Source organism: Pseudomonas indica NBRC 103045 (assembly GCF_002091635.1).
In the GTDB taxonomy this organism is placed as follows: Bacteria; Pseudomonadota; Gammaproteobacteria; order Pseudomonadales; family Pseudomonadaceae; genus Pseudomonas_M; species Pseudomonas_M indica.
Window position 1 is genome coordinate 81,045 of record NZ_BDAC01000012.1, and the last position, 24,463, is coordinate 105,507.

Annotated in this window: 25 protein-coding genes; 18 read left to right on the top strand and 7 right to left on the bottom strand. The window is 63.4% G+C overall.

Translation table 11 applies throughout. From position 1 onward, the window contains the following. Positions 1 to 3: 3 nt before the first annotated feature. Entirely contained in the window at positions 4 to 528 is a 525-nt protein-coding gene (kdsC, locus tag PIN01S_RS15280) for a 3-deoxy-manno-octulosonate-8-phosphatase KdsC (protein ID WP_084336545.1), read from the bottom strand. Next, a complete protein-coding gene (locus PIN01S_RS15285) occupies positions 528 to 1,502 on the bottom strand; it encodes a KpsF/GutQ family sugar-phosphate isomerase (RefSeq protein WP_084336728.1) in 975 nt (324 codons plus the stop codon). The genes kdsC and PIN01S_RS15285 overlap by 1 nt, the downstream gene beginning before the upstream one ends. A gap of 246 nt (positions 1,503 to 1,748) precedes the next feature. Here PIN01S_RS15285 and PIN01S_RS15290 point away from each other — a divergent pair, with 246 nt between their 5' ends. From PIN01S_RS15290 to hisC, 10 genes are all read left to right on the top strand, one after another. Beyond that, positions 1,749 to 2,558, top strand: a complete 810-nt coding sequence (locus PIN01S_RS15290) for an ATP-binding cassette domain-containing protein (RefSeq protein ID WP_084336546.1) — start codon at positions 1,749 to 1,751, stop codon at positions 2,556 to 2,558. Continuing rightward, positions 2,558 to 3,355: a lipid asymmetry maintenance ABC transporter permease subunit MlaE gene (mlaE, locus tag PIN01S_RS15295; RefSeq protein WP_084336547.1), complete on the top strand. Its 798-nt coding sequence runs from the start codon at positions 2,558 to 2,560 to the stop codon at positions 3,353 to 3,355. The genes PIN01S_RS15290 and mlaE overlap by 1 nt, the downstream gene beginning before the upstream one ends. Continuing rightward, positions 3,355 to 3,825 (top strand): outer membrane lipid asymmetry maintenance protein MlaD, encoded by a 471-nt coding sequence (gene mlaD / locus PIN01S_RS15300; RefSeq protein WP_084336548.1) that lies wholly within the window; start codon positions 3,355 to 3,357, stop codon positions 3,823 to 3,825. The genes mlaE and mlaD overlap by 1 nt, the downstream gene beginning before the upstream one ends. Positions 3,826 to 3,836: 11 nt before the next feature. Then, positions 3,837 to 4,484 (top strand): MlaC/ttg2D family ABC transporter substrate-binding protein, encoded by a 648-nt coding sequence (locus tag PIN01S_RS15305; protein WP_084336549.1) that lies wholly within the window; start codon positions 3,837 to 3,839, stop codon positions 4,482 to 4,484. Then, positions 4,477 to 4,785 (top strand): STAS domain-containing protein, encoded by a 309-nt coding sequence (locus PIN01S_RS15310; RefSeq protein WP_084336550.1) that lies wholly within the window; start codon positions 4,477 to 4,479, stop codon positions 4,783 to 4,785. The genes PIN01S_RS15305 and PIN01S_RS15310 overlap by 8 nt, the downstream gene beginning before the upstream one ends. Positions 4,786 to 4,903: 118 nt before the next feature. Beyond that, a complete protein-coding gene (locus PIN01S_RS15315) occupies positions 4,904 to 5,143 on the top strand; it encodes a BolA family protein (protein WP_084336551.1) in 240 nt (79 codons plus the stop codon). 20 nt (positions 5,144 to 5,163) lie between these two features. Then, positions 5,164 to 6,429: a UDP-N-acetylglucosamine 1-carboxyvinyltransferase gene (murA, locus tag PIN01S_RS15320; RefSeq protein WP_084336552.1), complete on the top strand. Its 1,266-nt coding sequence runs from the start codon at positions 5,164 to 5,166 to the stop codon at positions 6,427 to 6,429. Between the two features lie 113 nt (positions 6,430 to 6,542). Then, the gene (gene hisG, locus PIN01S_RS15325) at positions 6,543 to 7,175 is read left to right on the top strand and encodes an ATP phosphoribosyltransferase (protein WP_084336553.1); all 633 of its coding nucleotides are present in this window, start codon (positions 6,543 to 6,545) and stop codon (positions 7,173 to 7,175) included. A gap of 174 nt (positions 7,176 to 7,349) precedes the next feature. Continuing rightward, entirely contained in the window at positions 7,350 to 8,660 is a 1,311-nt protein-coding gene (hisD, locus tag PIN01S_RS15330) for a histidinol dehydrogenase (protein WP_084336554.1), read from the top strand. Between the two features lie 90 nt (positions 8,661 to 8,750). Next, positions 8,751 to 9,806, top strand: coding sequence for a histidinol-phosphate transaminase (gene hisC, locus PIN01S_RS15335; RefSeq protein ID WP_084336555.1), 1,056 nt, complete (start codon positions 8,751 to 8,753; stop codon positions 9,804 to 9,806). 44 nt (positions 9,807 to 9,850) lie between these two features. Here hisC and PIN01S_RS15340 read toward each other — a convergent pair whose 3' ends face one another. After that, positions 9,851 to 10,282, bottom strand: coding sequence for a VirK family protein (locus PIN01S_RS15340; RefSeq protein ID WP_084336556.1), 432 nt, complete (start codon positions 10,280 to 10,282; stop codon positions 9,851 to 9,853). A gap of 155 nt (positions 10,283 to 10,437) precedes the next feature. After that, positions 10,438 to 11,589 (bottom strand): Do family serine endopeptidase AlgW, encoded by a 1,152-nt coding sequence (gene algW, locus PIN01S_RS15345; RefSeq protein ID WP_084336557.1) that lies wholly within the window; start codon positions 11,587 to 11,589, stop codon positions 10,438 to 10,440. A gap of 90 nt (positions 11,590 to 11,679) precedes the next feature. Here algW and PIN01S_RS15350 point away from each other — a divergent pair, with 90 nt between their 5' ends. The 4 genes from PIN01S_RS15350 (at position 11,680) to cysN (ending at position 15,818) form a co-directional block, all read left to right on the top strand. Beyond that, entirely contained in the window at positions 11,680 to 12,438 is a 759-nt protein-coding gene (locus tag PIN01S_RS15350) for a Nif3-like dinuclear metal center hexameric protein (RefSeq protein WP_084336558.1), read from the top strand. A gap of 123 nt (positions 12,439 to 12,561) precedes the next feature. Then, positions 12,562 to 13,479 carry a sulfate adenylyltransferase subunit CysD gene (gene cysD / locus PIN01S_RS15355; RefSeq protein ID WP_084336559.1) on the top strand — a complete coding sequence of 306 codons (918 nt, stop codon included), beginning with the start codon at positions 12,562 to 12,564 and terminating at the stop codon, positions 13,477 to 13,479. A 48-nt stretch (positions 13,480 to 13,527) separates the two neighbouring features. After that, entirely contained in the window at positions 13,528 to 13,869 is a 342-nt protein-coding gene (locus PIN01S_RS15360; RefSeq protein ID WP_084336560.1) for a four helix bundle protein, read from the top strand. A gap of 50 nt (positions 13,870 to 13,919) precedes the next feature. Continuing rightward, positions 13,920 to 15,818: a sulfate adenylyltransferase subunit CysN gene (gene cysN, locus PIN01S_RS15365; protein WP_084336561.1), complete on the top strand. Its 1,899-nt coding sequence runs from the start codon at positions 13,920 to 13,922 to the stop codon at positions 15,816 to 15,818. Positions 15,819 to 15,874: 56 nt separating this feature from the next. Here cysN and PIN01S_RS15370 read toward each other — a convergent pair whose 3' ends face one another. Then, the gene (locus PIN01S_RS15370) at positions 15,875 to 17,482 is read right to left on the bottom strand and encodes an alpha-amylase family glycosyl hydrolase (RefSeq protein WP_212633081.1); all 1,608 of its coding nucleotides are present in this window, start codon (positions 17,480 to 17,482) and stop codon (positions 15,875 to 15,877) included. Between the two features lie 168 nt (positions 17,483 to 17,650). On the opposite strand from PIN01S_RS15370, the gene PIN01S_RS15375 reads away from it, so the two are divergent. Beyond that, positions 17,651 to 19,360 carry an alpha-amylase family protein gene (locus tag PIN01S_RS15375; RefSeq protein ID WP_084336563.1) on the top strand — a complete coding sequence of 570 codons (1,710 nt, stop codon included), beginning with the start codon at positions 17,651 to 17,653 and terminating at the stop codon, positions 19,358 to 19,360. Here the strand turns inward: PIN01S_RS15375 and PIN01S_RS15380 are convergent. Both PIN01S_RS15380 and PIN01S_RS15385 read right to left on the bottom strand, forming a co-directional pair. Further along, entirely contained in the window at positions 19,317 to 20,276 is a 960-nt protein-coding gene (locus PIN01S_RS15380; protein WP_084336564.1) for a TIGR03885 family FMN-dependent LLM class oxidoreductase, read from the bottom strand. The two genes, PIN01S_RS15375 and PIN01S_RS15380, sit on opposite strands and share 44 nt — an antisense overlap. Before the next feature lie 128 nt (positions 20,277 to 20,404). After that, on the bottom strand, positions 20,405 to 20,848 hold the full coding sequence (locus PIN01S_RS15385) for a Z-ring associated ZapG family protein (RefSeq protein ID WP_084336565.1): 444 nt from the start codon (positions 20,846 to 20,848) through the stop codon (positions 20,405 to 20,407). Positions 20,849 to 20,945: 97 nt separating this feature from the next. Here PIN01S_RS15385 and PIN01S_RS15390 point away from each other — a divergent pair, with 97 nt between their 5' ends. The 3 genes from PIN01S_RS15390 to zapE all read left to right on the top strand — a co-directional run bounded on the left by PIN01S_RS15390 (position 20,946) and on the right by zapE (position 24,394). Beyond that, positions 20,946 to 21,683, top strand: coding sequence for an alpha/beta hydrolase (locus PIN01S_RS15390; protein WP_139198568.1), 738 nt, complete (start codon positions 20,946 to 20,948; stop codon positions 21,681 to 21,683). Positions 21,684 to 21,767: 84 nt separating this feature from the next. Beyond that, positions 21,768 to 23,129, top strand: coding sequence for a tryptophan--tRNA ligase (locus tag PIN01S_RS15395; protein WP_084336567.1), 1,362 nt, complete (start codon positions 21,768 to 21,770; stop codon positions 23,127 to 23,129). A gap of 170 nt (positions 23,130 to 23,299) precedes the next feature. Next, positions 23,300 to 24,394 (top strand): cell division protein ZapE, encoded by a 1,095-nt coding sequence (zapE, locus tag PIN01S_RS15400; RefSeq protein WP_084336568.1) that lies wholly within the window; start codon positions 23,300 to 23,302, stop codon positions 24,392 to 24,394. Positions 24,395 to 24,463: the final 69 nt, after the last annotated feature.

Sequence of the window (24,463 nt, forward strand, 5' to 3'; positions counted from 1 at the left end):
ACCTTACAGATAGGCGGCCTGGGCGGCTTCGAGGCTGCCTTGGGCGCGCATGATCAATTCGCAGAATTCCCGTGCGGCGCCTTCGCCGCCACGGGCCTGGGTCACGCCGTGGGCGTGCTGGCGAACGAAGGCATCGGCGCTCGCTACGGCCATGCCCAGGCCAACGCGGCGGATCACCGGCAGGTCGGGCAGGTCGTCGCCGAGGTAGGCGACCTGCTCGTAGCCGAGGCTGAGTTCGCTGAGCAATTCGTCGAGTACCGCCAGTTTATCTTCCCGGCCCTGGTAAAGATGCTGGATGCCGAGGTTCTGCGCGCGCCGCTCGACCACCGGGGTCTTGCGTCCGCTGATGATGGCGGTGCGCACGCCGGAGTTGATCAGCATCTTGATGCCGTGGCCGTCCAGGGTGTTGAACGTCTTGAATTCGCTACCGTCGGTGAGGAAGTAGAGGCGGCCGTCGGTGAGAACGCCGTCTACGTCGAAGATCGCCAGTTTGATCGCCTGGGCGCGCTGCAAGAGATCGAGGCTCATTACATGACTCCCGCGCGCAGCAGGTCATGCATGTTCAAGGCGCCGATCGGGCGATCGTCCTTGTCGGTCACCACCAGAGCGTTGATCTTGAAGTCTTCCATGATTTTCAGGGCCTCGGCGGCGAGCATTTCCGGGAGGATGGTTTTGCCGTGCACCGTCATCACTTCGTCGATGCAGGCCTGGCGGACGTCGATGCCGCGGTCCAGCGTGCGACGCAGGTCGCCGTCGGTGAAGACACCGGCCAGGCGTCCGTCCTGCTCCAGCACCACGGTCATGCCGAGGCCTTTCTCGGTCATTTCCAGCAGCGCTTCGCGCAGTGACGTGCCGCGCTGGATACGGGGCAGGCGATCGCCACTGTGCATCACATCCTCCACCTTGAGCAGCAGACGGCGGCCGAGTGCGCCGCCCGGATGGGAAAACGCGAAGTCCTCGGCAGTGAAGCCGCGTGCTTCCAGTAGCGCGATGGCCAGGGCATCGCCGAGGACCAGGCTGACGGTCGTCGAAGAGGTCGGTGCCAGGTTCAGCGGGCAGGCTTCCTGCGGGACACGGGCGTCCAGATTGACTTCCGCGGCCTTGGCCAGCGGCGAGTCCGGGTTGCCGGTCAGGCTGACGAGCGTGATGCCAAGGCGTTTGATCAGCGGCAGGAGGGTCACGATTTCGGCTGTGGAGCCGGAGTTGGACAGGGCCAGGACGATGTCGTCGCGGGTGATCATGCCCATGTCGCCGTGGCTGGCTTCGGCCGGGTGTACGAAGAAGGCGGGAGTACCGGTGCTGGCTAGGGTGGCCGCGATCTTGTTGCCGATGTGCCCGGACTTGCCCATGCCGACCACCACGATGCGCCCCTTGCAGGCCAGCAGCAGTTCGCAGGCCCGCACGAAATCGCCGTTGATGCGGGAGAGCAGGGCCTCGACGGCTTCGAGCTCAAGGCGGATGGTGCGTTGGGCGGACTGGATCAGGCTGTGGGACTGGTTCATGGGCAAACGACTGTGGCTGAACGAAAAGGCGACGATTATACCGGCAAAGGCGAATTCGCTCACCTTTCTTGGAGCAGAACATCTGCGAAGCTGTCTCCAGGCTGAACAAAGACCTTTCCAGCCTTGGGGCGCCGAGTACTGCGATGTTATAGTGCGCGGCTTGTCCGGCCGGCCCGGCAGGCGGGTGCGGTGTCCCCATCGCGGGTCGCGGCGTCTGCCAGGGAGGCTGCATCGATAGGAGTCCAGATGAGCGCCGAGAACGACTACGCGGTCGAACTGAAGGGCGTGACCTTCAAGCGCGGTGCGCGCAGTATCTTCAACAACGTCGATATCCGAATCCCGCGCGGCAAGGTGACGGGGATCATGGGGCCGTCCGGCTGCGGCAAGACGACCCTGCTGCGTCTGATCGCCGCCCAGCTCAAACCCTCCGCCGGCGAAGTATGGGTCAATGGGCAGAACCTGCCCAGGTTGTCGCGCAGCGAATTGTTCGACATGCGCAAGCAGATGGGCGTCCTGTTCCAGAGCGGCGCCCTGTTCACCGATCTCGATGTGTTCGAGAACGTTGCCTTTCCCCTGCGGGTGCACACCAAGCTGCCGGACGAAATGATCCGCGACATCGTGTTGATGAAGTTGCAGGCGGTCGGGTTGCGGGGGGCCATCGAGTTGATGCCGGATGAGCTGTCGGGCGGCATGAAGCGCCGCGTGGCGCTGGCCCGCGCCATCGCGCTGGATCCGCAGATCCTCATGTACGACGAGCCTTTCGTGGGGCAGGACCCGATCGCCATGGGCGTTCTGGTACGCCTGATCCGCCTGCTCAACGATGCGCTGGGTATCACCAGTATCGTGGTGTCTCACGACCTCGCCGAGACGGCCAGCATCGCCGACTACCTGTTCGTGGTGGGCGATGGCCAGGTGCTTGGGCAGGGCACGCCGAAAGAATTGATGAATTCCGATAACCCGCGTATCCGCCAGTTCATGCAAGGTACGCCGGACGGCCCGGTGCCTTTCCATTATCCGGCGCCCGATTACCGCGACGATCTTCTGGGAGGGCGCTGATGCGCAAGACATCCGTGCTCGAACGCATCCGCCTGCTTGGCAAGGCGGGTCTCGATGTGGTCGAGGCAATGGGCCGTTCGACCCTGTTCCTGTTGCATGTGCTGTTCGGCCGGGATGGCGCGGGCAATGGCTTCCAGTTGCTGGTGAAGCAGCTGTATGCGGTAGGCGTGCTGTCCCTGGCGATCATCGTGGTGTCCGGCATTTTCATCGGCATGGTGCTGGCGCTGCAGGGCTACAACATCCTGGTCGACTACGGTTCCGAGCAGGCCGTCGGACAGATGGTGGCGCTCACGTTGCTGCGTGAGCTGGGACCGGTCGTGACCGGCCTGCTGTTCGCCGGGCGCGCCGGCTCCGCGCTGACCGCCGAGATCGGCAACATGAAATCCACCGAGCAGCTTTCCAGTCTGGAGATGATCGGCGTCGATCCGCTCAAGTACGTGATCGCGCCGCGCCTGTGGGCCGGTTTCATTTCCATGCCGCTGCTGGCGATGATCTTCAGCGTGGTCGGCATCTGGGGGGGGGCCATGGTCGCGGTGGACTGGCTCGGCGTCTATGAGGGCTCGTTCTGGGCCAACATGCAGAACAGTGTCGATTTTTCCGAAGACGTGCTCAACGGCGTGATCAAAAGCATCGTCTTCGCCTTCGTCGTGACCTGGATCGCCGTGTTCCAGGGTTACGACTGCGAACCGACCTCGGAAGGGATCGGTCGCGCAACGACTCGAACCGTGGTCTACGCCTCGCTGGCCGTGCTGGGCCTGGACTTCATTCTGACCGCCTTGATGTTTGGAGACTTCTGATGCAAATCCGCACCCTGGAAATCGGTGTCGGCCTGTTCCTCCTGGCTGGGTTGCTGGCCTTGCTGTTGCTGGCGCTGCGGGTCAGTGGCCTGTCGGTGGGCAATAACGGCGACACCTACAAGCTCTATGCATATTTCGACAACATCGCCGGTCTAACCGTCAGGGCCAAGGTCACCATGGCCGGCGTCACCATCGGCAAGGTGACGGCGATCGACCTGGATCGCGACAGCTTCACCGGTCGCGTGACCATGGAAATCGAGGAGCGTGTCGACAATCTGCCGGTGGACTCCACCGCGTCGATTCTCACCGCCGGCCTGCTCGGCGAGAAATACGTCGGCATCAGCGTAGGTGGGGAGGACGAATTGCTGAAGGATGGCGGCACCATACAGGACACCCAGTCGGCGTTGGTGCTGGAGGACCTGATCGGCAAGTTCCTGATCAACTCGGTCAATAGAGAGCAACCCAAGTGAGGACGTCTTTCATGATCTCTGTTTTGCGTCGCGGCCTGCTGGTGATGCTGGCCGTTCTTCCTCTTTTCGCCGTGGCTGCGCCGAGTGCGCACCAGATCGTGCAGCAAACGACCGACGAGTTGCTCAGCGACCTGAAAGCGAACAAGGATACCTATCGCAGCAATCCCAGTGCGTTCTACGACGCACTGAACCGCATTCTTGGTCCGGTGGTGGATGCCGATGGCATTTCCCGCAGCATCATGACCGTCAAATACTCGCGGAAAGCCTCGCCGGAGCAGATGAAGCGCTTCCAGGAAAACTTCAAGCGCAGCCTGATGCAGTTCTACGGCAATGCGCTGCTGGAGTACGACAACCAGGACATCCGCGTCCTGCCGGCCAAGCAGGAAGGTGCCGACCGCACCAGCGTCGGTATGGAAGTGCGCGACAGCAAGGGGACTGTCTACCCGGTTTCCTACACACTGGTGAAGATCGACGATCAATGGATGCTGCGTAACGTGATCATCAACGGCATCAACATCGGCAAGCTGTTCCGCGATCAGTTCGCCGATGCCATGCAGCGCAACGGCAACGACCTCGACAAGACCATCGACGGCTGGGCCGATGTGGTGGCCAAGGCCAAGAATACCGAGGAAGGCCAGAAGGCCGCCGGTCATGAGTGAGGCGAGCGTCAGCCTGGGGGCAAACGGCGAGCTGAGGCTGGCCGGCGTTCTCGACTACAGCACGGGGCCTGCGCTCCGTGCCGAAGGGCAGGCGCTGGTCCGTCGCAGCGAGTCTTCCGAAGTCGTGTTGGACTGCTCCGCCGTGGAGAAGTCCAGCAGCGTAGGGCTGGCCCTGCTGCTGGCATTCATGCGCGATGCCAAGGCGGCAGGCAAGAACGCCAGGCTGCGTGGTCTGCCCGCGGACATGCGGCAGATTGCCCAGGTGTCCGAGTTGCTCGAGCTCTTGCCGCAGGAAGCGTGAGCGACTCGAGTCGAAGAGGAAGCCCTCCGTCCGGGGCCCGCGTTGCGGGGTTCGCAGGCGGGGGGCTTTTTTGTATGATGGCCGACCCGCGCGCGTAGGGCGCCGATTGAGGTTGAGCATGCAGGCCGTAGAAGTGAAAGACCTCCTGGAGGCAAAAATGCCGGGAACCCAGGTAGAAGTGGAAGGGGAAGGCTGCAACTTCCAGTTGAACGTGATCAGCGACGAGTTGGCCGGCATGAGCCCGGTGAAGCGTCAGCAGCAGGTTTACAGTCACCTGAATGCCTGGATTGCCGATGGCAGCATTCATGCCGTCACCATGAAATTCTTCAGCCGCGCCGCCTGGGCCGAGCGTTCCTGAGGCCTGCCGCCGAGACTCCTATGGACAAATTGATCATTACCGGCGGAACCCGCCTCGACGGCGAAATCCGCATTTCCGGCGCGAAGAACTCCGCCCTGCCGATTCTGGCCGCCACGCTGCTGGCCGACAGCCCGGTCACCGTGTGCAACCTTCCGCACCTGCACGACATCACCACCATGATCGAGCTGTTCGGCCGCATGGGCGTGCAGCCGGTGATCGATGAGAAGCTCAGCGTCGAGGTGGATGCCACCAACATCAAGACCCTGGTTGCACCCTACGAGCTGGTGAAGACCATGCGTGCGTCGATCCTGGTGCTCGGCCCCATGGTCGCCCGTTTCGGCGAGGCCGAAGTGGCGCTGCCGGGCGGTTGCGCCATCGGCTCGCGCCCTGTGGACCTGCACATCCGCGGTCTCGAGGCGATGGGCGCGAAGATCGACGTGGAAGGCGGCTACATCAAGGCCAAGGCTCCCGCCGGCGGCCTGCGCGGCGCGCACTTCTTCTTCGATACGGTCAGCGTGACCGGCACCGAGAACATCATGATGGCCGCGACCCTGGCCAACGGCCGCAGCGTCCTGGAAAACGCGGCCCGCGAGCCGGAGGTGGTCGACCTGGCCAACTGCCTGAACGCCATGGGCGCGCAGATCCGTGGCGCCGGCACCGACACCATCATCATCGACGGCGTGAAGCGCCTGAGCGGCGCGCGCTACAGCGTCATGCCCGACCGTATCGAGACCGGCACCTACCTGGTGGCCGCCGCTGCGACCGGCGGCCGGGTGAAGGTGAAGGATTCCGATCCCACCACCCTCGAAGCCGTTTTGCTCAAGCTGGAAGAGGCGGGCGCCCAGATCGACACCGGCAGCAACTGGATCGAGCTGGATATGAAGGGCAACCGGCCCAAGGCGGTCAACCTGCGTACCGCACCCTATCCGGCATTCCCGACCGACATGCAGGCGCAGTTCATCTCCATGAACGCCATCGCCGAAGGCACCGGTGCGGTGATCGAGACCGTGTTCGAAAACCGCTTCATGCACGTCTACGAGATGAACCGCATGGGCGCGCAGATCCTGGTCGAAGGCAATACCGCCATCGTCACCGGCGTGCCGCACCTCAAGGGTGCTCCGGTCATGGCCACCGACCTGCGTGCTTCCGCCAGCCTGGTGATCGCCGGCCTTGTTGCCCAGGGCGATACGCTGATCGACCGCATCTACCATATCGATCGCGGTTACGAGTGCATCGAGGAAAAACTCCAGTTGCTCGGCGCCAAGATTCGCCGCGTGCCGGGCTAGGAGTAGTCGGGCAGGCTTTTCGCCTTGCCCGATGTTCGGATTTCCGGAGCCGCCTGGCGGCTCCTGTTGGGCCTGGAGCCGCTATCCGGGCCCGTTTCGAAGGACGCAGTTCAATGTTGACCATCGCGCTGTCCAAGGGCCGCATTCTCGACGATACCCTGCCGCTGCTGGCCGCAGCCGGTATCGAGCCGACCGAGAATCCGGAAAAGAGCCGCAAGCTGATCATCCCCACCACCCAGGAGGATGTGCAGCTGTTGATCGTTCGCGCCACCGACGTGCCGACCTATGTCGAGCATGGCGCCGCCGATCTCGGTGTGGCCGGCAAGGACGTGCTGATGGAATACGGCAGCCAGGGGCTCTATGAGCCGCTGGACCTGAAGATCGCCAATTGCAAGTTGATGACCGCCGGCAAGGTAGGCGCGCCGGAACCGAAAGGGCGCCTGCGGGTGGCCACCAAGTTCGTCAACGTCGCCAAGCGTTATTACGCCGAGCAGGGCCGCCAGGTCGAGGTGATCAAGCTGTACGGCTCCATGGAACTGGCTCCGCTGGTCGGCCTCGCCGACAAGATCATCGACGTCGTGGATACCGGCAATACGCTGCGTGCCAATGGTCTCGAACCGCAGGAGCTGATTGCCACCATCAGCTCGCGACTGATCGTCAACAAGGCATCGATGAAGATGCAGCACGGGCGCATCCAGGCGCTGATCGATACCCTGCGCGAGGCCGTGGAGCGACACCGGGCCTGACCTCGCCGCGACACCAGTCGCGCGGCCGCCCTGGATGTGGCGGTCATGCCGAAAAACGCAGGAAGCATCTTCGGCCCGCCTATCCGTGTCATAGCCAAATTTTCTCGGGTGCCCGCACGGTGGGCTTGGTAGTCTAGCGGCGCCCGAGATATGCCATCACTGTGAGGCCACGCTATGACCGCTCCAATCACCATCCGCCGTCTCAACGCTGCCGATCCGGAGTTTGCGCGTCATCTGGATCATCTGTTGTCCTGGGAGAGCGTGTCGGACGAAGCGGTCAACCAGCGCGTGCTGGATATCATCCAGGCGGTGCGCGAGCGCGGCGACGCGGCCCTGGTCGAGTTCACCCAGCGGTTCGACGGACTCCAAGTCGCCTCCATGGCCGATCTGATCCTGCCGCGCGAACGCCTGGAACTGGCGTTGACCCGGATCACCCCGGCGCAGCGCGAGGCACTGGAGAGCGCCGCCGCGCGGGTGCGCAGCTACCATGAGAAGCAGAAGCAGGACTCCTGGACCTACACCGAGGCCGACGGTACCGTCCTCGGCCAGCAGGTCACCCCGCTGGACCGTGCCGGCCTCTACGTGCCGGGCGGCAAGGCCTCCTATCCCTCGTCGGTGCTGATGAACGCCATTCCGGCCAAGGTCGCCGGTGTCGCCGAGGTCGTCATGGTGGTGCCGACGCCACGTGGCGAAGTGAACGAGCTGGTGCTGGCTGCCGCCGCCATCGCCGGGGTCGACCGGGTCTTCACCATCGGTGGCGCCCAGGCCGTGGCTGCGCTGGCCTATGGCACCGAGAGCGTGCCCCAGGTGGACAAGATCGTCGGTCCGGGCAACATCTATGTGGCTACCGCCAAACGTCACGTGTTCGGCCAGGTTGGCATCGACATGATCGCCGGGCCTTCGGAAATCCTCGTCGTGTGCGACGGGCAGACCGATCCGGACTGGATCGCCATGGACCTGTTCTCCCAGGCCGAGCACGACGAGGATGCCCAGGCGATCCTGGTCAGCCCGGATGCGGAATTCCTCGACCGGGTCGCCGAGAGCATCGGCAAGCTATTGCCGACCATGGAGCGCGCCGAGATCATCCGCACGTCCCTCGAAGGCCGCGGTGCCTTGATCCAGGTGGCCGACATGGCCCAGGCGATCCAGGTAGCCAACCGCATCGCGCCTGAACACCTTGAGCTATCCGTAGCCGACCCGCAGCAGTGGCTGCCGCAGATCCGCCATGCCGGTGCGATCTTCATGGGGCGCTACACCGCCGAAGCGCTGGGCGATTACTGCGCCGGACCGAACCACGTGCTGCCGACGTCGGGGACCGCCCGCTTCTCGTCGCCGTTGGGGGTTTACGACTTCCAGAAGCGCTCGTCGATCATCTTCTGCTCGGCCGATGGGGCTTCCGCATTGGGTAAGACCGCGTCGGTGCTGGCCCGTGGCGAGTCGCTGACGGCTCACGCGCGTAGCGCCGAGTACCGCATCAAGAACTAGCAGCAAGCTTCAAGCGGCAAGCTTCAAGCCGGTGGGAGCGCCTAGTGATACCCATCAGTCCATGCAACGTATTCGAGGAGAGAAGGGCAGATGAGCAAATTCTGGAGCCCTTTCGTCAAGGACCTGGTGCCCTATGTGCCGGGTGAACAGCCGAAGCTGGCCAAGCTGGTCAAGCTCAATACCAACGAGAACCCTTACGGCCCCTCGCCCAAGGCGATCGCCGCCATGCAGGCCGAGCTGGGCGACAGCCTGCGCCTGTATCCCGATCCGAACGGCGAGCGGCTGAAGCAGGCCGTGGCTGATTATTACGGCGTCCAGACCAGCCAGGTCTTCGTCGGTAATGGGTCGGACGAGGTGCTGGCGCATGCCTTCCATGGCTTGTTCCAGCACGGCAAGCCGCTGCTGTTCCCGGACGTCACCTATAGCTTCTATCCGGTCTATTGCGGGCTATACGGTATCGACTACGAAGCCTTGCCGCTGGATGAGCAATTCCAGATTCGAGCCGAAGACTATGCACGGCCGAATGGCGGCATCGTCTTCCCGAACCCAAACGCACCAACCGGTTGCCTGCTGCCGTTGGCAGCCATCGAACGCATCCTGCAGGCCAATCCGGACAGCGTGGTGCTGGTGGACGAGGCCTACATCGACTTCGGTGGCGAGACGGCGATCACACTGGTGGACCGCTATCCGAATCTGCTGGTCACCCAGACACTCTCCAAGTCGCGCTCTCTGGCCGGATTGCGGGTCGGTCTGGCGGTAGGACATGCGGACTTGATCGAGGCGCTGGAGCGGATCAAGAACAGCTTCAACTCCTACCCGCTGGACCGCATGGCGATCGCCGGCGCAGCGGCGGCCTTCGAGGATCGGGACTATTTCGAGCAGACCTGCCGGCAGGTCATCGCCAGCCGCGAGGCGGTGGTGGCCGGGTTGCAGGACCTTGGGTTCGAGGTGTTGCCATCGGCGGCCAATTTCGTCTTCGCCCGTCATCCGGGGAGGGACGCCGCCCAGTTGGCGGCGGCACTGCGCGAGCAGGGGGTTATCGTGCGCCACTTCAAGCAGGCGCGGATCGCCCAGTTCCTGCGCATTACCATCGGTGCGCCGGAGCAGAACCAGGCATTGCTCGATGCGTTGAAAGGTCTGGTCTGAGAGCCTGAGAAGTCCCCACCAGGGCGCGCCCCGGTGGGGAAGCATCATTTCGCCGCGATGAAGCCCACACCGTTACCGATGGCGCATTCGAACGAAACCTGGTTGACCAGGCTGTAGTCGGGCAGGTTGAAAATGGTGGACGTGAAGGTGATGGAGCCATCCTGGCGCACGCGATAGCGCAGGATCTGGTTGATCGGCTTGCCCTGGCTGGACACGGTGACGTGGGTATCGGCGAACGACAGAGTCGAATCGACGACCCGGTAGGACTCGATGCTGGTCAGGCCACCCACTGTTTGCGAAGCCGCCTGCCCTTCGTTGCTGGGTGTGCAGCGTCTGAGATCGATGGTCACGGCGACACGCTTACCCTTGTCGAGGGCGTCGATGATCGAGGCTTGATCGTTCAAGGCGCGGGGTTGCGCATGGGCCACCGTGGCGAAAGCCAGGGTGACGGCGGAGAGAAGGATCGTCGCTTTCATTGTGGAATCTCCCTATACGGATGGTCGAGCCGGCGCTCCTCGTGAGAGCGGGGCGACGGACACCGTACAGGGACGATCGCAAGTTTCGATGTGAGGTTGCCCGAGTTCCCTGTGTGAAATGGTTGGGTATTTCGCGGCAGGGATTCAGGGTGATATCACTCGGGCGTGCTGCTGACGGGAGGCCGCACGCCCACTTCCGCCTGAAGTTTCAGCTCTTTGCCGTTGCGCATCACGTCGATGTCGATGACTTCGCCGGGACGTGTCCTGGCTACCTGGTTCATCGATGAACGGCCGTCATTGGCGGGTTCGCCGTCGATGCTGAGAATCAGGTCGCCCGGTTGCAGGCCGGCGCGCTCCGCCGGACCATCGCGGTAGATGCCGGCGACGACGATGCCCGGGCGCCCTTCCATGTCGAAGGATTCGGCCAGCTCCGGCGTTAGCGGCTGCACCTCGATCCCCAGCCAGCCACGGATGACCTGGCCGTGTTCGATGATCGCCTGCATCACTTCCATCGCCAGTTTGGCGGGGATGGCGAAGCCGATGCCCTGCGAACCGCCGGACTTGGAGAAGATCGCCGTGTTGATGCCGATGAGGTTGCCGCGGGCATCCACCAGGGCACCACCGGAATTGCCGGGGTTGATCGCCGCGTCGGTCTGGATGAAGTCTTCGTAGGTGTTCAGCCCGAGCTGGTTGCGTCCGGTGGCGCTGATGATGCCCATGGTCACGGTCTGGCCCACGCCGAAGGGGTTGCCGATGGCCAGGGCGACATCGCCGATGCTGATGTTGTCGGAGCTGCCGAGGGTGATGGCGGGAAGATTCTCGAGGTCGATCTTGAGGACCGCCAGGTCGGTTTCCGGGTCGCTGCCGATCACGCGCGCCAGGGTCTCACGGCCATCCTTCAGTGCCACCACGATCTGGTCGGCGTCGGCGGTGACGTGGTTGTTGGTCAGCAGATAGCCCTCCGGGCTCATGATCACCGCAGAACCGAGGCTCGACTCCATGCGGCGTTGGCGCGGCAGGCTGCGTTCGCCATAGAAACGGCGGAACACCGGGTCTTCGAACAAGGGATGGCTCGGGCGGGTGACGACCTTGGCTGTGTAGAGGTTGGCCACCGCCGGTGCGGCCCGGCTGACCGCCTGGGCATAGGAAACCGGCCCTTGCTGGGGCAGCAGCGAAATCGGTGCCTGGCGTACCTGTGCTTCCTGATGCGGGAGGCCGACCCATTGCGGATAGCGCTGGATGATCAGGAGTGCCAGCAGCACGCCAACCAGCAGGGGCCAACCGAGAAAGCGCAGGGCCTTGAGCATCGAGAGAAAATCCTTGGGGTTGCGGGGGCGGGAGGGTGCCCTTAAGGTGGCGGCCATTATACGAGGGCGCTGTTAAATAAAGGAGTCGCCATGGCCATTGCGCTGAGCACCCTGGTGGAGGAAGCGGACCGCTATCTCACGGCGGCGCGCATCCAGGATTACTGCCCGAACGGGCTGCAGGTCGAAGGGCGGCCGCAGGTGCGCCGCATCGTCAGCGGCGTGACCGCCAGTCAGGCCCTGCTGGATGCGGCGGTCGAGGCGGATGCCGATGTGGTCCTGGTGCACCACGGTTATTTCTGGAAGAACGAGAATCCCTGCGTCGTCGGTATCAAGCAGCGGCGCCTGAAGACCCTGCTCAACCACGACATCAGCCTGCTCGCCTATCACCTGCCGCTGGACGTCCACCCCGAGGTCGGCAACAACGTGCAGTTGGCCAGGGTGCTGGATCTGATCGTCGAGGGGCCGCTGGAGCCGGACAATCCTCGTTCGGTCGGGCTGGTCGGTGCGCTGGCGGAGCCCTTGGCGCCGCGTGATTTCGCTCGTCGGGTGCATGAGGCATTGGGGCGAGAACCCCTGCTGATCGACGGCGAAGGGCCGATCCGCCGGATCGCCTGGTGTACCGGGGCGGCACAGGGCTACATCGACCAAGCCGTCGCTGCCGGAGTGGATGCCTATCTCACTGGCGAGGTGTCCGAGCCCACGGTTCACGCGGCGCGGGAAAACGGCATCAGCTTCATCGCCGCCGGCCATCACGCGACCGAACGCTACGGCGTGCAGGCGTTGGGCGACTATCTGGCGCGGCGTTTTGCCATCGAACATTTGTTCGTCGATTGCCCAAACCCCGTGTAAGGACAGCTATAAATCTAGATCATTCCGGTCTAAGCAGCGGCCTGATTAGAAGACAGCGCTGTGCTAGAGTGCGCCCTCGTCCTCGGCCCGCCGGCCGTACAACAAGCAAATCCGTGAGTAGCCATGGTCGACAAACTGACGCATCTGAAACAGCTGGAGGCGGAAAGCATCCACATCATCCGTGAGGTGGCCGCCGAATTCGACAACCCGGTGATGCTGTACTCCATCGGCAAGGATTCCGCCGTCATGTTGCACCTGGCGCGCAAGGCATTCTTTCCGGGCAAGCTGCCGTTCCCCGTGCTGCACGTGGATACCCGCTGGAAGTTCCAGGACATGTACCGCTTCCGCGAGAAGATGGTCAGTGAGATGGGCCTTGACCTGATCACCCACATCAACCCCGATGGTGTGGCGCAGGACATGAATCCCTTCACCTACGGCAGTGCCAAGCACACCGACGTGATGAAGACCGAGGGCCTCAAGCAGGCACTGGACAAATATGGCTTCGACGCTGCCTTCGGCGGTGCCCGCCGCGACGAGGAGAAGTCCCGCGCCAAGGAGCGCGTCTACTCCTTCCGCGACAGCAAGCACCGCTGGGACCCGAAGAACCAGCGTCCAGAGCTGTGGAACGTCTATAACGGCAAAGTGAAGAAGGGCGAGTCGATCCGCGTCTTTCCGCTGTCCAACTGGACCGAGCTGGACATCTGGCAATACATCTACCTGGAGCAGATCCCGATCGTACCGCTGTACTTCGCCGCAGAGCGCGAAGTGGTGGAGCTCAACGGCGCCCTGGTGATGATCGACGACGAGCGCATCCTGCAATACCTGACCCCCGAGCAGAAGGCCAGCATCACCAAGAAGATGGTGCGTTTCCGTACCCTTGGCTGCTACCCGCTGACCGGTGCCGTGGAATCCACCGCGACCACCTTGCCGGAAATCATTCAGGAAATGCTCCTGACCAAGACCTCCGAACGCCAGGGCCGCGTGATCGATCACGACCAGGCCGGCTCGATGGAAGAAAAGAAACGCCAGGGATACTTTTAAGCGGCAAGCTGCGAGCGACAAGCTTCAAGCTGAATGGAGTCAGCGAGGATGGATTTCGAGAGGCTTGAAGTCTGGCAAAGGGCCAGGCAGTTGGCGGTTGGGGTATTCAAGGAATTGGCCGATTGCCGGGACTTCGTTTTCAGGGACCAGATCGGCGGTTCGGCGCTCTCCGTTCCCAGCAATATCGCCGAGGGTATGGAACGGGGGTCAGGCTGGGAGAAATGCCATTACCTGCGTATCGCCATGGGCTCCTGCGCGGAGTTGCGAACGCAGCTGATGATTGGCAGCGACATTGGCTATCTGCCAGCGACGCTTGCAACCGAGTGGATAGAGGAATCGCGCGAACTTTCCAGAATGTTGCGCGGGTTGATCAACAGAATTTCAGGTTAGCTGCGCGCTTGGCTTGCCACTTGAAGCTTGCAGCTTGGAGCTTACGAAGAATGAGTCACCAATCCGATCTGATCAGCGAGGACATCCTCGCCTACCTGGCCCAGCACGAGCGCAAGGAACTGCTGCGCTTCCTCACCTGCGGCAATGTCGATGACGGCAAGAGCACCCTGATCGGCCGCCTGCTGCACGATTCGAAGATGATCTACGAGGATCATCTGGAAGCCATCACCCGCGATTCGAAGAAGGTCGGCACCACCGGTGACGACGTCGACCTGGCGCTGCTGGTGGATGGCCTGCAGGCCGAGCGCGAGCAAGGCATCACCATCGACGTGGCCTATCGCTATTTTTCCACCGCCAAGCGCAAGTTCATCATCGCCGACACCCCCGGGCACGAGCAGTACACGCGCAACATGGCCACCGGTGCGTCCACCTGCGACTTGGCGATCATCCTCATCGATGCCCGCTACGGTGTGCAGACCCAGACCAGGCGGCACAGCTTCATCGCCTCGCTGCTGGGCATCAAGCACATCGTCGTCGCCGTCAACAAGATGGACCTGAAAGACTTCGACCAGGGCGTCTTCGAGCAGATCAAGGCGGATTACCTGAAGTTCGCCGAAGGCATCCAGCTCAAGCCGACCACCCTGCATTTCGTGCCGATGTCCGCCCTGAAAGGCGACAACGTGGTCAACAAGAGCGAGCGTTCGCCCTGGTACGAGGGGCAGTCGCTCATGGAAATCCTGGAGACCGTCGAGGTCGCCGGCGATCGCAATTTCAACGACATGCGCTTCCCGGTGCAGTACGTCAACCGGCCGAACCTGAACTTCCGCGGCTTCGCCGGCACCCTGGCGAGCGGCATCGTGCACAAGGGCGACGAAGTGGTGGCGCTGCCGTCGGGCAAGAGCAGCCGGATCAAGTCCATCGTGACCTTCGAGGGCGAGCTGGAGCAGGCCGGTCCCGGCCAAGCCATCACCCTGACCCTGGAAGACGAGATCGACGTTTCCCGTGGCGACATGCTGGTGCATGCCGACAACCGCCCGCAGGTAACCGACAGCTTCGAGGCCATGCTCGTGTGGATGGCCGAGGAGCCGATGCTGCCTGGCAAGAAATACGACATCAAGCGCGCCACCAGCTACGTGCCGGGCTCGATTCCAAGCATCGTCCATCGTGTCGACGTGAATACCCTGGAGCAGGGGTCGGCGAGCAGTCTGCAATTGAATGAGATCGGCCGGGTGAAAGTCGCGCTGGACGCACCGATCGCACTGGACGGATACGAGTACAACCGCACCACCGGGGCGTTCATTGTCATCGATCGCCTGACCAACGGCACCGTTGGTGCCGGCATGATCATCGCCGATCCGGTGGGCGCCCAGAGTGGCGGCCACCACGGCAAGCTGGCCCACGTCTCCACCGAGGAACGCGCCGCCCGCTTCGGCCAACAGCCAGCGACGGTGCTGTTCAGCGGCCTGTCCGGCGCGGGCAAGAGCACCCTGGCCTATGCCGTCGAGCGCAAGCTGTTCGACATGGGCCGTGCGGTCTACGTCCTCGATGGGCAGAACCTGCGCCACGACCTGAACAAGGGGCTGCCGCAGGACCGCGCCGGACGCAAGGAAAACTGGCTGCGCGCCGCCCATGTGGCCAAGCAGTTCAACGAAGCCGGTCTGCTGACCCTGGCCGCCTTCGTCGCGCCGGATGCGGAAGGCCGCGAGCAGGCCAAGGCGTTGATCGGTGCCGAACGCCTGATCACCGTTTACGTCCAGGCCTCTCCGCAGGTCTGCCGGGAGCGCGATCCTCAGGGCCTCTACGCGGCCGGCAAGGACAACATCCCGGGCGAGTCCTTCGCCTACGATGTGCCGCTGGACGCCGATCTGGTGATCGACACCCAGAGCGTTTCGGTGGAAGAGGGCGTCAAGCAGGTACTCGACCTGTTGCGTAATCGCGGCGCCATCTGACGCGCGTTCGACGTACCCGATGCCCTCGCGGTCCAGGCCGCGAGGGCATCTTCGTTTCAGGGTGTCTCGGTTTCCTGGAGGGCGATGATCAGACCCTCGTGGGGGCGCAGCAGGCAGTGCTCCTTCACCTCCCGTTCGTGCCGGCCAGGATGGCTGGACAGCAGGATTTCACCCCCCAGCATCTCCAGATCGATCCGCTGTTCGCAGGGCTGGAAATTCAGTAGTACCAGCAGTCGGCGATTGCCCCATTCGCGCATGTAGCCCAGCACACCCGGCGGTGTGCAGAAGCTGCGGTATCGGCCAACGCTCAGCGCAGCTTCACGGCGGCGCAATTGGATCAACTCGCGGTACAGCGTCAGGACGGATGACGGATCTTCCTGCTGCACCGCCACGTTGGTCGTCCGGTAATCCGGGGCGACGGGGAGCCAGGATGTGCCGCTGGTGAAACCGGCGTTGGCGCTGCCGTCCCATTGCATCGGGGTACGTTCCGGGTCGCGCCCCAGGCCCAGGCCGGGAATGTTCTTCTCGAACGGGTCCTGTACCTGCTCCGGGCGGATGGTCACGTCGATCATGCCGATCTCGTCGCCGTAATAGAGGGTCGGAGTGCCGCGCAGGGTCAGCAGCAGCATTGCGGCGATGCGGCTGTGCTCGGTGCCGAAGCGGCTGGCCAGGCGGTGGTTGTCGTGGTTGCCGAGCACCCAGTTCGGCCAGCCGTGGGGCGGCAGGGCGGCTTCGTAATGGTCCACCGCCTGGCGGATGGTTTCGGCCTGCCAGGGCAGCAGGATCAACTGGAAATTGAACGGCAGGTGCACGCCGTCGCCACCGGCGCCGTAGTAGGTCACCAGGCGTTCCACCGGCAGGTAGATCTCGCCGACCATCATCCGCTCGTCATAGCTGTCCAGCAGTTGGCGCATCTTGCGGATGACGTCGTGCACTTCCGGTCGGTCGGTGGTGTAGGTGGCCAGCAGGCGCTTGTGCGATCCGGCATCGGGGCGGTAGTCCGGGTTCTCCGGGTTGTTGCGGAAATCCTCGTCCTTGATCAGGTGCCAGATCACGTCGACCCGGAAACCGTCCACGCCGCGTTCGAGCCAGAAACGCATCTGCTCGAGCATGGCGTCCTGCACTTCCGAGTTGCGCCAGTTGAGGTCGGGCTGCTCCTTGAGGAACGCATGGTAGTAGTACTGCTGGCGGGCTTCGTCGTAGGTCCAGCCGCTGCCGCCGAAATTGGACAACCAGTTGTTCGGTGGTCCGCCATCGGGCGCGGGGTCCCGCCAGATGTACCAGTCGCTCTTCGGGTTGTCCCGCGAGCGGCGCGACTCCTGGAACCACGGGTGCTGATCCGAGCTGTGGTTGGGCACGAAATCGAGAACGAGCTTCATGCCGCGCCGATGTACATCCGCCAGCAAGGCATCGAAGTCCGACAGGCTGCCGAATTGCGGATCGATATCCACATAGTTGGACACGTCGTAACCGAAGTCGGCCATCGGCGACGGATAGATGGGCGATAGCCAGACGGCATCCACACCCAGCCACTCCAGATAGTCCAGCCGGCTGCGGATGCCCCGCAGATCGCCAATGCCGTCGCCGTTGCTGTCCATGAACGAGCGGGGATAGATCTGGTAGATGATCCCGGACTGCCACCAGAGAGGTTGCTGCATAGTCATCGTCGCTCCGTAGCTGCTCATGAACCTATGCATGGGGACGCGAAGGAGCCGGGAAAGGTTCCGACCGGTTGGCGGCATTTGCTCCGGCTTCGGAACTCGGGCTCCGGCTGGCGACCAAAGCTAGTGAAGCCTATCGAGGCGGTGGTAGCGCCTCTGAGCGAGAGGACTATGGAAGCGAACGATGTCTGGTACGACAACGCGGTTGCCTACCAAGTGGATGTGGCGACCTTCTACGATTCCAACGATGACGGTATCGGTGATTTTCCCGGGCTCACTTCGCGCCTGGATTACCTGCGCCAACTGGGGATCAACTGCCTCTGGCTGATGCCTTTCCATCCCTCGTCCGAACAGGACGATGGCTATGACGTGATCGATCACTACGGTATCGATCCGCGCTTCGGCAGCTTCGGCGATTTCGCCGAGTTCCTCGACGAGGCCAAGGTACGCGGTATCCGCGTGCTAATGGATCTGGTGGTGAACCATACCTCCGACCAGCACCCCTGGTTCCAGGCCGCCCGGCAATCGAAGGATTCCCCATTCCGCGACTATTACATCTGGGAACGGGAGCCGAAGGACCACCAGCGCGACAAGCTGGTATTTCCGGATCGCTACGACAGCGTCTGGAAATACGATGAGGCGACTGGAGAGTATTACTTCCATCGTTTCCATGACTTCGAGCCCGACCTCAATCATGGGCATCCGGCGGTTCGCGACGAGGTGCGGCGCATCCTCGGCTTCTGGCTGGCGCTGGGGGTGTCCGGTTTCCGTGTCGATGCCGCACCGTTCCTGATTTGGCCCAAGGGACCGGCCCAGCACTTCGACGATCCCCACGAGTACCTGCGCAAACTGCGTCGGCATGCGGTGCGCTATGGTTCGGGGGCCGTGCTGTTGGGGGAGGCCAATGTGGCGCCGGACAAGCTCGGTGAGTTCTTCGGCAACGGCGACGAACTCAACCAGCTCTTCAACTTCCTCGGGGCCGAGCGGATATTCCTCGCGCTCGCCCGCCAGGACGTCGGGCCGATCTGCCAGCTTTCCGATTTGCTGCCGGACCTGCCGCCGGGAACCCAATGGTTGAACTTCCTGCGTCACCACGACGAGTTCAGCCTCGAATGGTTGAACGAGGAAGAGCGCCAGGAAATCTTCCAGGCCTTCGCCCCCGATCCGTCGATGCAGATCTACGGCCGTGGCCTGCGCCGCCGCCTGGCCGGCATGCTCGACGGCAACCAGGCGCGCATCCGCCTGGCGCTCAGCCTGCTGTTCAGCCGCAGCGGTTCGCCGATGCTGTTCTATGGCGACGAGATCGGTATGGGCGAGGACCTGTCCCTTCCTGATCGCTACCCGGTCCGCACCTGCATGCAGTGGTCGGACGAGGCCAACGCCGGCTTCTCCAAGGCTCCGCGCAAGTGTCTGACGCGCCCGGTGCTGGAGAAGGGCCCATTCGCGTTCGATAAGGTCAATGTCACCGCCCAGTGGCTGGACCCGAACTCCCAGTTGCATTGGGTGCGCCGGTTGATCGAGGTGCGTCGTGCCTGTCCCGAACTGGGGCTCGGCCAACACGAGGTACTGGAGTGCGATGGCGGCTCGGGTGTGCTGGCGGAGACGTTCTATTTCGACAGCGGGCGGGTAGTCTGCGTGCATAACCTGGAAGACCGGCCTTGCACGGTCCGCATTCAGGACCAGGCGCTGGCGGGGCAGCACTGCTTCGATCTGTTGCGGCGAAAACCCCACGATGCCTCGGCGGACGGGGAACTGGTCGTCGACTTGGAGGCGTATGGCTATTGCTGGTTGCGGGTGGGCTCGATCTTCGCACCTACCGAGGTCGGCGCCACCATCGCTAGCGCAATTGCGGAAGCACCTCGCTCGCAAAAGTCTCGATGAAGGTGCGTTGTTCGCGATTGACGTTGTGCAGGTAAAGGCGATCGAAACCTTGCTCGATATCGCCTTGCAGCCAGTCCAGGTGGCGAGCCGGGCTGGCCGATATGCGCACCGACCGGTGCATGTCCTCCGGTCGCAGGTGCGCGGTGGCCAGTTCGAACTGCCGGGGATGGCACAGGTTCTGCGACAGCTCGCCGGGTAGCGCGTTGGTGCGCCATTGGTCATGCGCCCCGGCCAGGGCCGTGGCCTCGTCGGCGGCATAGGAGAGCTTGACCTGCAGGTACAGCGGCTTGCCTTCGCCACCGCCCTCGCGGAACGCATCGATGAGGCGCTGCTGGGCCTCCGGTTCGCTGGAAACGGTGATCAGCCCATCTGCCCATTCGCCGGCCCAGCGGGCCGTCTCCAGAGTCAGGGCCGCGGCGAACAACCGGGGCGCTTCGTCTGGCAGGCTGTAAAGGCGTGCCCGCTCGACGGTAATCAACCCGTGGTGAGTGACCTCTTCGCCATTCCAGAGTGCGCGAATGATATCCACCGCTTCGCGCAGCATGGCGTTGCGGGTTTCCTTGAGCGGCCAATGGCGGCCGAGAATTCCCTCGTTGATCGCCTCCCCGCTGCCCACCGCAAGCCAGAAGCGTCCCGGAAACATTTCCGTGAGCGTGGCGGCTGCCTGGGCGATCAAGGCAGGGTGATAGCGAAAGATCGGCGCATTGACCACGCCCAGGTCCAGCGGCGTAGCCTGCAGTGCGGTGCCGAGCCAGGCCCAGGCGAAACCGCTATGTCCCTGCTTTTCGCTCCAGGGATGGAAATGATCCGAACACATCCCGCTGGCGAATCCGGCTTCGGCGGCCGCTTGGAGATGGCGCAGCAGTTCGCTGGGGGAGAATTGTTCGTGTGAGGCGTGGTAGCCGATCGGGGTCATGGGCGCCTGCCGGGAACTGTCGATTTTCTTTCGAGGCGGGCGCTCGAATACAAGTTCCGGTCAGCCATGGCGGGCGGGTGAAATGAAAAAACCCCGGTCGGGACCGGGGCTCTGTTCGGTGGTGAAGGTCAGGACTTGCCTTTCAACCCGAAGCTTTCGTCGAGCGTGCCGGGGGCGTCTCCGCTCTTGGGTGCATAATCCTTCGGGGCTTCGGTGCCGGCCGGCGGCTTCAGGCGCTCCCGTGGGCTGCGGTAGTCTTCGTCCGCCTGCAGGGCAGCGAGCAGACGTTGACGGGTCAGTTCGTCCAGGGCCAGGTTCTTGGCACCTTCGGAGAGATGCTCCTGAACCTCCTGGTAGCTCTGGGTCAGCTTCTTCACCAGGCCGGCGGTGGTCTTGAAGTGGGTGACCACTTCGCTCTGGTAGGTATCGAAGCGTTCCTGCAGTTCGTCCAGTTGGCGCTGCGTCCGGTTGGGCGCGGCGTTGGGCATCAGGCGCGCCGCCACGAAACCGATGGCGATGCCGGCGAGCAGGGTGAGGGCTGGTAGCAACCAGGCCGTGAGCGTCTGTTCCACGAGTCCTTCCTCTATAAACGGCTTTGCTTTACGTTAACGGCTCTAACCTGCGCTGTATACCGCGATGCTCCATCGGGTGTCGTGACGTGCAGGTCACTTGTGGGCTCCCGGAGCCCAGGCGCCTGCGCCACTCGTCATCAAGTCGAGTCGCGCGAGGCTTAACCAAGACGAGTCGACCCGATCCGGGGTCACGGAGTTTTCCCGTTTGCTCATGCGTGAAGTTTCCCAGACGCTCGAAGGTCCCTGCGGGGCGCTCGAAGCGCTTTATCTCGATGTGCCCGAGGCGCGCGGCTTGGCGCTGATCTGTCACCCCAACCCGGTCCAGGGCGGCACCATGCTGAACAAGGTGGTTTCCACCCTGCAACGCACCGCCCGCGATGCCGGCTACACGACCTTGCGCTTCAACTACCGCGGTGTTGGCGCGAGCGCCGGCAGCCATGACATGAGTAGCGGCGAGGTGGACGATGCCGAAGCCGCCGCCCGCTGGCTGCAGGCCCGGCACCCCGATCTGCCGCTTGTCCTGCTCGGTTTCTCCTTCGGCGGTTTCGTCGCCGCCAGCCTGGCCGGTCGCCTGGAGGGCCAGGGCGGGGCAGTGGACAGGCTGTTCATGGTCGCCCCGGCGGTATCCCGCCTGAAGGACGATGTCCCGCTGTCCCGCCAGGCCGCACTCACCGTCATCCAGCCGGATAGCGACGAAGTGGTTCCGCCGGAAACCGTCTATGCCTGGAGCGAGGCACTGGATCGTCCCCATGAGCTGCTGAAAGTGGCAGAATGCGGCCACTTTTTTCATGGCAAGCTGACCGACCTCAAGGATCTGGTGCTGCCTCGCCTGTAACCAGGAGGGCCTGGGACGACCAGGCCCGGACCGTTTCCGCCAGCTTGCAGCCCGATCCGCCGTACCGCGAATAAGTGAACCGACATGACCACGCGTATCCTCACCGGCATCACCACCACCGGCACTCCGCACCTCGGCAACTACGCCGGCGCCATCCGTCCGGCGATCCTCGCCAGCCGCGATCCGCAGGCCGACTCGTTCTATTTCCTCGCCGACTACCATGCCCTGATCAAGTGCGACGATCCGCAGCGCATCCAGCGCTCGCGCCTGGAGATCGCTGCCACTTGGCTGGCCTGCGGCCTGGACACTGACCGCGTGACCTTCTACCGCCAGTCGGACATTCCCGAGATTCCGGAGCTGACCTGGCTGCTCACCTGCGTTGCCGGCAAGGGGCTGCTCAACCGTGCTCACGCCTATAAGGCGGCGGTGGACAAGAATCTGGAAAGCGGAGAGGACCCGGACGCCGGCGTGACCATGGGCCTGTTCAGCTACCCGGTGCTGATGGCGGCGGACATCCTGATGTTCAACGCGCACAAGGTGCCGGTCGGGCGTGACCAGATCCAGCATGTGGAAATGGCCCGCGATATCGGCCAGCGCTTCAATCACCTGTTCGGCAAGGGCAAGGAGTTCTTCACCCTGCCTGAAGCCGTGATCGAAGAAAGCGTGGCGACCCTGCCGGGCCTCGACGGGCGCAAGATGTCGAAGAGCTATGACAACACCATCCCGCTGTTCGGCAGCGCCAAGCAACTCAAGGAGGCCATCGCCCGCATCGTTACCGACTCCCGCGCGCCGGGCGAGCCCAAGGACCCGGACAGCGCCCACCTGTTCACCCTGTACCAGGCATTCGCCACGCCGGAGCAGACGGCCGGGTTCCGTCAGGAACTGCTCGACGGCCTGGCCTGGGGCGAAGCCAAGCAGCGCCTGTTCCAATTGCTCGACGGCGAACTGGGCGAGGCTCGCGAGCGCTATCACGCCTTGATCGAGAAACCGTCCGATCTGGAAGACATTCTGCTGGCCGGGGCTGCGAAGGCGCGTAAGATCGCCTCGCCGTTCCTCAACGAACTGCGTGAGGCCGTGGGGTTGCGCTCGTTCCGCAGCGACGTACAGGCCAGCGGTCCGGCGAAGAAGAAGTCCGGCAAGAGCGCCCGGTTCGTCAGCTTCCGCGAGCAAGACGGCACGTTCCGCTTCCGTTTCCTCGCCGCCGATGGCGAGGAACTGCTGCTGTCGCGCCCGTTCGCCGATCCCAAGGCGGCGGGCGCCATCAGCCAGCAGCTCGTGGCCCAGGGCGCCGATGCGCTGGAGCTGCGGGCCGACGAAGGCGACCAGTTCACCCTGTGGATGGATGGCCAATGCCTGGCCGACAGCCCGGCCTATGCCGATCCGGACGCGCGCGACGCGGCGATGTTGCGCTTGCGCGACGCCATCGCCGGCCTGGCCGAGCAATAAAACCGGGAACACTGCCGCCGCTGCGCTATCAAAAAACTGTAGCAGCGGCTCTGGCATGCTGTTCCGGAACCATCTAACGAAGGGCGGCCATCTTGAACGATCTCAGCACATTGCCAACAGCGGAGGGCGCGGCTAAAGTGTCGGCCCCGTTTCACTACCCCGACCCCGCCATGACCCCCCTTGAGCGCTATCAGGCCGACCTGAAACGTCCCGATTTCTTCCATGACGCCGCGCAGGAAAACGCCGTGCGTCACCTGCAGCGCCTGTACGAGGACCTGTTGGCCGAGTCCCAGAGCAAGCCGGGCCTGTTCGGCAAACTGCTCGGCAAGCGCCGCGAAGGGCCGGTCAAGGGGCTGTACTTCTGGGGCGGTGTCGGTCGCGGCAAGACCTATCTGGTGGACACCTTCTTCGAGGCCCTGCCGTTCAAGGAGAAGATGCGGACCCACTTCCACCGCTTCATGAAGCGCGTCCACGAGGAAATGAAAACCCTCAAGGGCGAGAAGAACCCGCTGACCATCATCGCCAAGCGCTTTTCCGACGAGGCGCGGGTGATCTGCTTCGACGAATTCTTCGTTTCCGATATCACCGACGCCATGATCCTGGCCACCCTGCTGGACGAGCTGTTCAAGAACGGCGTGAGCCTGGTGGCGACCTCCAACATCGTGCCGGACGGCCTGTACAAGGACGGCCTGCAGCGCGCCCGCTTCCTGCCGGCGATCGCCCTGCTCAAGGAACACACCGAGATTGTCAACGTCGACAGCGGCGTCGATTACCGCCTGCGCGCGCTCGAACAGGCCGAGCTGTTTCATTGGCCGCTGGGCCAAGAGGCCGAGGCCAGCCTGGAAAAGAGTTTCAAGAGCCTGCTGCCGGAGCACTGCGGCATCGAGGAAAACGAAACGCTGATGATCGAGAACCGTCCGATCGTTGCGCGTCGGGTGGGTGACGACGTCGCCTGGTTCGATTTCCGAGAGCTGTGCGATGGCCCACGCAGCCAGAACGACTACATCGAGCTGGGCAAGATCTTCCACGCCGTACTGCTGAGCAACGTCGAGCAGATGAACGCGACCAAGGACGACATGGCGCGTCGTTTTATTAACCTGGTCGACGAGTTCTACGATCGCAACGTCAAGCTGATCATCTCCGCCGAAGTCGAGCTGAAAGACCTCTATGCCGGTGGCCGTCTGGAGTTCGAGTTCCAGCGTACGCTGAGCCGTCTGCTCGAAATGCAGTCGCATGAATTCTTGTCGCGGCCGCACAAGCCGTAAGAGCTTGTTGGCGAACAGCAAAGCCCGGCGAAGCCCGTCGGGCTTTTTCGTTTCCGAGGGGCGAAGCGC